The following is an 8,031-nucleotide window of genomic DNA, read 5'->3' as shown; positions in this document are numbered from 1 at the left end:
GGCGGGGCTAAGCCCCCCCTGCACCCCTCGCCGCTGCGCGGGGCAAAGTCCCCTACCCGCCCTTCCACCGTTCCCCGGGCTCTGCCCGGACCCGGTCCTCAAACGCCGGACGGGCTGAAAACGGGATCCCGGGCTGCGCGCCTCACGTGCCGGTGTGGGGCTGGAGGCCGCCGGGTCGGGGTCGGGGACGGGGTGGGGTGTCGGCCGGGACGTAAAGCGTGATTTGTGGCGCGGGAGCAAGCCGCGCCCTGTCTACGTAAGGCACAGGGCGCCTAAATCATGCAGTCCAGGCCGACACCCCACCCCGGCCCCGGCACCGACCCACCCTCCGCAGCCGGCGCACAGACCCGACCACACCCCAGCCCCGCCGGCGTTTGACGCGCGGGGTCCGGGGCGGAGCCCCAGGGGGCCCGGCGGCCCCCGAAGGACGTCAGGAGGACGTGAAGTGGGCGCGGATCAGGGACTCCGCCTCCGGGAGGTTGCCCGTGGAGAGGGCCGCCAGGACGGCCACGTGCTCCGCCGCGTCCGCGACGAGGTCCGCCCGGCGGACGCGGCGGGGGCCCGGCAGGGGCCACTGGGAGCGGCGGTGGAGGTCCTCCGCCACCAGGAGGAGCTGCGCGTTGCCGGCCAGCGCGAGCACCGCCCGGTGAAACGCCCGGTCCGCATCGGCATACCGCGCTGGATCACCCACGGCCGCCGCCGCCTCCGCCGCCGCCGCCGCAGGCACCACCGCCGCCCACGCCCCGACCGGCACCGTACGGGCCAGCCGCAGCATCACCGGGACTTCGATCAGCGCCCTGACCTCGGCCAGCTCCGCCAGCTCCCCCGGAGTCCGGGTCAGGACCCGGAAGCCCCGGTTCGGGAGGCATTCGACGACCCCCTCCAGCGCCAGCTGCTGCATCGCCTCGCGCACGGGCGTCGCGGAGACCCCGAACCGCTCCCCCAGGGCCGGGCCCGAGTAGATCTCCCCCGGTGCCAGCTCGCCCGCGAGCAGCGCCGCGCGCAGGGCGTCGAGGATCTGCCCGCGCACGGAGTGGCGCACCACCTTGCGTTCCTGCTGTGCCGGTACCCGGGCTCGGGCCGTATCGCGCACTCGGTCCTCCCACGGGTTTCGACCTGCCCGAAGAATAGCCCGGCTTCCCACGCCCGACGGAGATCAGGTAAGGTAAGGCTTACCTGTTAACGATCGCGTGATTCGGTGGTTCGCCATGACCGTCACGGCCGTCGCGCCCACCCCGGGCAGCGTCCGCTTCGTACACCCCGCACGCACCCCCGCCCCGGCCGGCTCTCCGGTGGCGGACGCCTACGCACGGCTGGCCGAGGCGTACGGCGGACTGCGCGTCACCGAGCTCGCCCCGCACGAACCCTCCCCTCGCGGTGTGGGGTGGGTCGGTGCGGACGAGCTCGCGGCGGGCGGCGACGCCCTGGAGGCGTTCCTCGCGTGGGACGAAGCGCAGATCCTCCGTGACTACGGGCGCCCGGGTCGGCCCGACGTGGTGGCGGGGTTCGGGCTGCACCGGTACGCGTGGATGGCCTGTCTGCTGATCACCGTCCCGTGGTTCCTGGACCGGCGCGTGCCCCTGCTGCCCCCGGAGACCGTGTCCTTCCACCGGACGCAGGGCCGGATGGCCGTCCGCGTCCGCTCCTTCGCCTGCCTGCCGGACGACCCGGCGGCCGCGCTCCCCGGGGCTCGGGTCGTGCCCGACGAGGACGCGCTGCGCGCAGAGGTGCGGGCTGCGGTGGCCCAGCACCTCGAACCGGTCATGGAGGGCTTCGGCCCGCGGACGCGGCGCGGGCGGCGCGCCCTGTGGGGCATGGTCACGGACGACGTGGTCGAGAGCCTCTGGTACGTGGCCAACCTGCTCGGTGAAACCCAGGAGCAGCGGGCCGTGCACGAGCTCGACCGGCTCTTCCCCGGCTCGACCGCCCCGTACACCGGTGGCGCGGGCTTCCGCACGCTCGAGGCCCCGGACGGCCGGGAGCTCCCCACCCGCGACCGGGCGAGCTGCTGCTTCTTCTACACGATCCGCCCCGACGACACCTGCGTCACCTGCCCCCGCACCTGCGACGCGGACCGGGTCGCCCGCCTGACGGCCGACAGCTGAGAGAACCCCGGCCCCACGGCTACGGCGCCGGGGTGCGCCGTACGCAGAACTCGTTGCCCTCGGGCGACGGTCGGCCGGTGTCACCCACACGGGCGTACGACTGCCACCGAGTTTGCGCGCCGCCGCCTCCGCCGCCTCAACCCACCCGTCCAGCTGACGGAAATCGAACTCAACCCACCTCGTGCGAGCGGGAGTTCGATCTGCAACACCCTATCCGGCGGGCTCCGCCCCCCGTTGGCGTCCACTTGCCCCGAAACCCGCGTGTACGGCTCACCGGCTGCGCCACTATGGCGCCCGGAAAGCCGCACCGGCCACAAGCCGAACAGCCGCATACGCGAGGCAAGGGACAACCGCATGAGACTGACCGACATATCGCTGGACTGGCTGCTGCCCGGCAGCCTGCTGATCCTGGGCGTACTTGCGGCAGTGGCGGTACTGGCCCGGGGCAAGCGCGAAGGCGAGAAGGCGGGGGTGGCCGAGGACAGCTGGGAGCGCAGCGAGGAGCGGCGGCGGCGCAAGGAAGCCGTCTACGGGACCGCCTCCTACGTCCTGCTCTTCTGCTGCGCGGCGGTCGCCGCGGCGCTCTCCTTCCACGGACTGGTCGGCTTCGGCCGGCAGAACCTCAACCTCTCCGGGGGCTGGGAGTACCTGGTCCCCTTCGGTCTCGACGGCGCCGCCATGTTCTGTTCGGTGCTCGCCGTCCGCGAGGCCAGCCACGGCGACGCGGCCCTCGGGTCGCGCATGCTGGTCTGGCTGTTCGCGGGAGCCGCCGCCTGGTTCAACTGGGTGCACGCCCCGCGCGGCCTCGGCCACGACGGGGCTCCGCAGTTCTTCTCCGGCATGTCGCTCTCCGCGGCCGTGCTCTTCGACCGCGCCCTGAAGCAGACCCGCCGGGCCGCACTGCGCGAACAGGGCCTGATTCCGAGGCCGTTGCCACAGATCCGGATGGTCCGCTGGCTGCGGGCGCCCCGGGAGACCTTCGGCGCGTGGTCGCTGATGCTGCTGGAGGGGGTCCGCACGCTCGACGAGGCCGTGGACGAGGTGCGCGAGGACAAGAAGGAGAAGGAGAACGACCGGCACCGCAGGCGGGAGCAACACCGCCTGGACCGGGCGCACATCAAGGCGCTCGGCCGACAGAACCGGGCGTTCGGGCGCGTGGCCCGCGCCCGTCAGGTCGAGGTGCCGGGGCTGGCCCCCGGAGGGGGCTCCGCGCGGGTCGGCGCGGAGCCGGCCATAGCGGAAACCGGACAGCTGCCCCTACGGCGCCGGCCCTCCCTGCAGGCCGTGAGCGGAACCGAGCCCCCTCACACGGCTGACACGGCCGGCCCGGCCGCCGGTGCCCGGACGGTGGACCTCACCGCCGAGGACGACACCCAGACGCTCCCCCGACTCGACTCCCTGGAGCGCAAACTGAAGGACCTGGAGCAGCAGTTCGGCTGATGCGGCCGGTGCTGTCGATGTGACGGCGCCCCGGCCCGTCCAAGATCCGCGTCGCGGGGTCCGCCCGATCACTCAGGCGGGCCCCGCCTCCTTCGCTCCGTCGAGCTCGAACCACACCACTTTGCCGCCGCCCAGCGCCAGCCCGAGCGCGTCCACGCCCCAGGCGTCGGCGAGCGACTGCACCAGCACCAGTCCCCTGCCGTGCGTACCGTCGTCGGCGGACGGTACGTGCGGCCGGGGCCGGCGGGCGGCGAAGTCGCGGACCTCCACCCGCAGCCGGTCGGCGGCGATGGTCGCGGAGACCTCGGCGCCCTGATCGGTGTGGACGAGGGCGTTGGTGACGAGCTCGGTGATCAGCAGTTCGGCCACCTCGGCGGCCTCGGCCTTGCACCGGTGGCGCATCAACTCCCGTAACTCCCTGCGGACTTCCCCCACCGCTTTCAGATCGGCCCGCCGCACGCTCCGGGTGATCCCCGACGCGTGCACGGCCGCCCCCTCCTCGGCCGACGGTTCGCGCGGCACCGGCCGCCCTCTCCGCCACTGCTTCCCGACCTTCGCCCCCACCCGCACCGCGATGTACCTCCCGTATGCCCACTGCCCGACGGCCCGCCTGTCGAACAGGCCTACGGGATGCATGCCCCCCGGGGGAGTCCGCACGCATTCGGGCTCAAGGGCGCGGCACGTTACGGAGGTTGGATCGCGCCATCTGGATCATCCGGCCCACCCCGCCGTCCAGCACGATCTTGCTGGCCGAAAGTGCGAATCCGGTCACCATTTCAGCGTTGATCTTCGGCGGAATGGACAGGGCGTTGGGGTCCGTGACCACGTCCACCAAAGCGGGTCCCTTGTGCTTGAAAGCGTCCCTCAAAGCCGCTGTGAGCTGCTTGGGCTTCTCCACCCTGACCCCGTACGCGCCCGCCGCGCGGGCGATCGCCGCGAAGTCGGGGTTCTTGTTCGTCGTTCCGTACGAAGGAAGGCCGGAAACCAACATCTCCAACTCGACCATGCCGAGGGATGAGTTGTTGAAGAGGACCACTTTGACGGGGAGGTCGTACTGCACCAGGGTGAGGAAATCTCCCATCAGCATGGAGAAACCGCCGTCGCCCGACATCGACACCACTTGACGTCCGCGATCGGTGAACTGTGCGCCGATGGCCTGCGGAAGGGCGTTGGCCATGGAGCCGTGGCTGAAGGAGCCGATGATGCGGCGCTTACCGTTCGGGGAAAGATAGCGCGCCGCCCACACGTTGCACATGCCTGTATCCACGGTGAACACGGCATCCTCGTCCGCGAGTTCGTCGAGCACCGCGGCCACGTACTCGGGGTGGATGGGCGTGCGCTTCTCGACCTTGCGCGTGTACGCCTTCACCACTCCTTCCAGGGCATCCGCGTGCTTCTTCAGCATCCGGTCGAGGAACCGGCGGTCCGTCTTGGCCTTCACCCGGGTGTTCAGCGCGCGCAGGGTCTCCCGTACGTCACCCCAGACCGCGAGGTCCAGTTTGGAGCGGCGGCCGAGGTGTTCGGGCCGGATGTCCACCTGGACGATCTTGACGTCGTCGGGGAGGAAGGCGCTGTACGGGAAGTCCGTGCCGAGCAGGATCAGCAGATCGCACTCGTGGGTGGCCTCGTAGGCCGCGCCGTAGCCGAGCAGCCCGCTCATGCCGACGTCGTACGGATTGTCGTACTGGATCCATTCCTTGCCGCGCAGGGCGTGTCCGACGGGGGCCTTGACCCGGCCGGCGAACTCCATGACCTCCGCGTGTGCGCCGGCTGTGCCGCTGCCGCAGAACAGGGTGACCCGGTCGGCCTCGTCGATGAGCCGGACCAGCTTGTCGATCTCGCCGTCGCCGGGCCGTACGGTCGGCCGCGCGGTCACGAGTGCCTGCTCGATGCTCTGCTCCGGGGCGGGCAGGGAAGCGATGTCGCCGGGCAGCGACACCACGCCGACGCCGCCGCGCCCGATGGCGTGCTGGATGGCGCTCTGCAGCACGCGGGGCATCTGGCGGGGGTTGGAGATCAGCTCGCTGTAGTGGCTGCATTCGGTGAACAGCCGGTCGGGGTGGGTCTCCTGGAAGTAGCCGAGGCCGATCTCGGAGGAGGGGATGTGCGAGGCCAGCGCGAGGACCGGGGCCATGGAGCGGTGGGCGTCGTAGAGCCCGTTGATCAGGTGCAGGTTGCCGGGGCCGCAGGAGCCGGCGCAGGCGGCGAGGGAGCCGGTGATCTGGGCCTCGGCGCCGGCCGCGAAGGCGGCGGTCTCCTCGTGGCGCACCTGGATCCACTCGATGCCGCCGGTGCGGCGGATCGCGTCGACGACGGGGTTGAGGCTGTCCCCGACCACTCCGTACATCCGGCGCACGCCTGCGCGCACGAGGATGTCGATGAACTGCTCCGCCACGTTCTGCTTGGCCATGGAGGGGGCGCCCTTCCCTTTTCCGGTTCGGCTCTGCCGGGTGCGCCTTCCATCCACGCATGATCCGCCGGGTTACGCCTCCCAGACCGCGGCGGCCGTCCGGTCGTCGGCGTACCCCTTGAGGCGCAGCTGGGTGTCCGCGAGGAAGGCGGCGAGGCCGGGCGGGGGTGCGTCGGCCCAGCGGGCGGCGAGCTCGGCGGAGAGCGGCTCCTCCTCGCGCATCGGGTCAGCGAGACCGCCGGAGCACAGGAGCAGGGTGTCGCCGGGGCGGGCCACGGAGGCCCGGAAACGGAAACCTGCGGGCTCGGCGGGTGGGGCGGGTGAGGCAGCCGGGGCGGGTGAGGCCTGCAGGGCCGGGGCGGGCTCCTCCAGGTCCCGCCACTGTCCGTCCCGGAGCCGGAACAGTCCGCCCGCGCCCGCGCCGAAGCAGACCCGCGTGCGGCAGCCGGGGTCGACCGGAAGCAGTACTCCGCGCAGCCCGGCCGTGTACCCGTCCTCCGGGAGCCCGAGCTCGGCGGCGCGGGCGCGCAACTGCCCGTAGCCGCGGTCGGTGAGCCGTTGGAGCCCTGAGCGCAGGGCTTCGCGCCGGCCGTCCCGGATGTCCTGCGACAGCCGCTCCTGGCTCCGCCCGACGGCTCCGGCGACGGAGCGGCACACCTCGGCGGCGGCTTCGGCGGCCCCGGGCGCGGACCGGTCCCCGCCGGCGAGCACGACCAGGACCAGTGCGTCGGGGCCGGTGCCGAAGCGGGCGGTGAGCAGGAAGTCCCGCCGGCCCTCGCCCCGGAACCGGGCGGAGTCCCCGCGCACGGAGGCCGCGCGCAGCGTGTAGGCGCCGTACTGGGCCCCCTCCAGCACGGTGTCGGGGGTCAGTGCGACGAGCCCGGCCGGGTCGGCGGCGGGCAGCGCGATGGGCTCGGCGGCGTAGGTGGGCGGCCGGTCCCCCAAATGCGCCACCACGGGCCGCGGCACCCCGGAAACCCCGGAGCCCCCGCTCCCGGCCAAGCCGCCCGTCCGGTCGTCCGGCCCGCCGGACGGGGTCCCGTCACCGGAACCCGACCCGGGGCCGACGTCGGCCCCGCCCCCGGACGCGGGAGCGGCACCCCAGCCCGACCCGGAATCCGGATGCGACCCAAGGGCGAAGCCGGTGCCGGTGTCCGTGCCAGGCCCTGAATCGAGGCCGGACCCGGACCCGGACCCGTGAGCCGGAGCAGAACCGACGCCGGACCCTGATGCCGGTCCGGAGCCCATGTCGGACACGGGAACGGCACCGGGCGGCGAGCCGGTGCCCGGGCCCGTCCACGGATCGCCGTCGCCGCCCGCACCGGCTGCCGGGCCGGACCTGGCCGGGGTGGCCGGGGCGGGGTGCGCGGCTCCGCCGTGGGTGCCGTCGGGGCCGCTCCCGGCCCCTGCCTCCGGCTGCGGGGGCGCAGCCGCCGGGGGCGCCTCGTCCCGTAGGCCCCAGCTCCAGTCGGTCGGTTCCCCCGGGTCCTCGGCGGGCAGCGCGGGCGGGACGGCGACGCTCCCGAGCGCGTACCAGGTCTGGCCGCCCTCCCGGGGATCCCGCGGCGGCGGCAGCACCGAGCCGCCGTACGCGTCCTCCGCCCGGGCCTCCGGCGTCGACGGCCCCGCCACCGGCGCGGGAGCAGACACCAGCGGCTCCGCTTCCACCTCGGGCGCCGGCCCTTGCACGGCCACGGGCGGCCCCGCCTCCGGCCCGGGAGCAACCACGCGCGGCTCCGCTTCCGCCGCAGGCTCCGCCTCAGGCGCCGGCCCGCCCACGGCCACCGGCGGCTCCGGATCCACTGCGTCGTGTTCCGTCAGGGGAACCGGATCTCTCCGGGGGTTGGGTACCGGGGACGGGGTCGGGGCCACCAACACCGCCGCCGAGCGGAAGCGGTGTTCCAAGGTGTCCCGGGGATCGGGTTCCGGCCCCCCGTCGGGGTCCTCGTAGAGCTTCTGCCACCAGTCATCCGCGCCCGCGTCCCGCTGACTCATGGCCCTCATTGTCGGGCTCCGGCGCAGCCGAAATCCGGCGAACGCAGGAAAAAGGGGGGCCCATCGGACCGCCGTCCGATG

Annotated in this window: 6 protein-coding genes; 2 read left to right on the top strand and 4 right to left on the bottom strand. The window is 73.4% G+C overall.

Going from position 1 to position 8,031, the window contains the following annotated elements; genetic code table 11:
* Positions 1-430: 430 nt before the first annotated feature.
* The gene (locus tag ACFVX6_RS33995) at positions 431-1,093 is read right to left on the bottom strand and encodes a GntR family transcriptional regulator (protein WP_389698068.1); all 663 of its coding nucleotides are present in this window, start codon (positions 1,091-1,093) and stop codon (positions 431-433) included.
* A 115-nt stretch (positions 1,094-1,208) separates the two neighbouring features.
* Between ACFVX6_RS33995 and ACFVX6_RS33990 the strand changes: the two genes are divergently transcribed.
* Positions 1,209-2,105 carry a (2Fe-2S)-binding protein gene (locus ACFVX6_RS33990; RefSeq protein ID WP_389698066.1) on the top strand — a complete coding sequence of 299 codons (897 nt, stop codon included), beginning with the start codon at positions 1,209-1,211 and terminating at the stop codon, positions 2,103-2,105.
* Between the two features lie 354 nt (positions 2,106-2,459).
* Complete coding sequence (locus ACFVX6_RS33985; protein ID WP_389698064.1) at positions 2,460-3,545, top strand: DUF2637 domain-containing protein; 1,086 nt, start codon at positions 2,460-2,462, stop codon at positions 3,543-3,545.
* Positions 3,546-3,617: 72 nt separating this feature from the next.
* Here the strand turns inward: ACFVX6_RS33985 and ACFVX6_RS33980 are convergent, their stop codons facing one another.
* The 3 genes from ACFVX6_RS33980 to ACFVX6_RS33970 form a co-directional block, all read right to left on the bottom strand.
* Positions 3,618-4,004, bottom strand: a complete 387-nt coding sequence (locus ACFVX6_RS33980) for an ATP-binding protein (protein WP_389698078.1) — start codon at positions 4,002-4,004, stop codon at positions 3,618-3,620.
* A 208-nt stretch (positions 4,005-4,212) separates the two neighbouring features.
* Complete coding sequence (locus ACFVX6_RS33975) at positions 4,213-5,955, bottom strand: pyruvate dehydrogenase (protein ID WP_389698062.1); 1,743 nt, start codon at positions 5,953-5,955, stop codon at positions 4,213-4,215.
* Positions 5,956-6,027: 72 nt separating this feature from the next.
* Positions 6,028-7,950 carry a protein phosphatase 2C domain-containing protein gene (locus ACFVX6_RS33970; protein WP_389698060.1) on the bottom strand — a complete coding sequence of 641 codons (1,923 nt, stop codon included), beginning with the start codon at positions 7,948-7,950 and terminating at the stop codon, positions 6,028-6,030.
* Positions 7,951-8,031 lie beyond the last annotated feature (81 nt).

Origin of the sequence: Streptomyces sp. NPDC058289 (assembly GCF_042880975.1) — a bacterium.
Taxonomy (GTDB): domain Bacteria; phylum Actinomycetota; class Actinomycetes; order Streptomycetales; family Streptomycetaceae; genus Streptomyces; species Streptomyces stoeckheimensis.
This window is presented reverse-complemented; position numbering and strand designations above follow the sequence as displayed.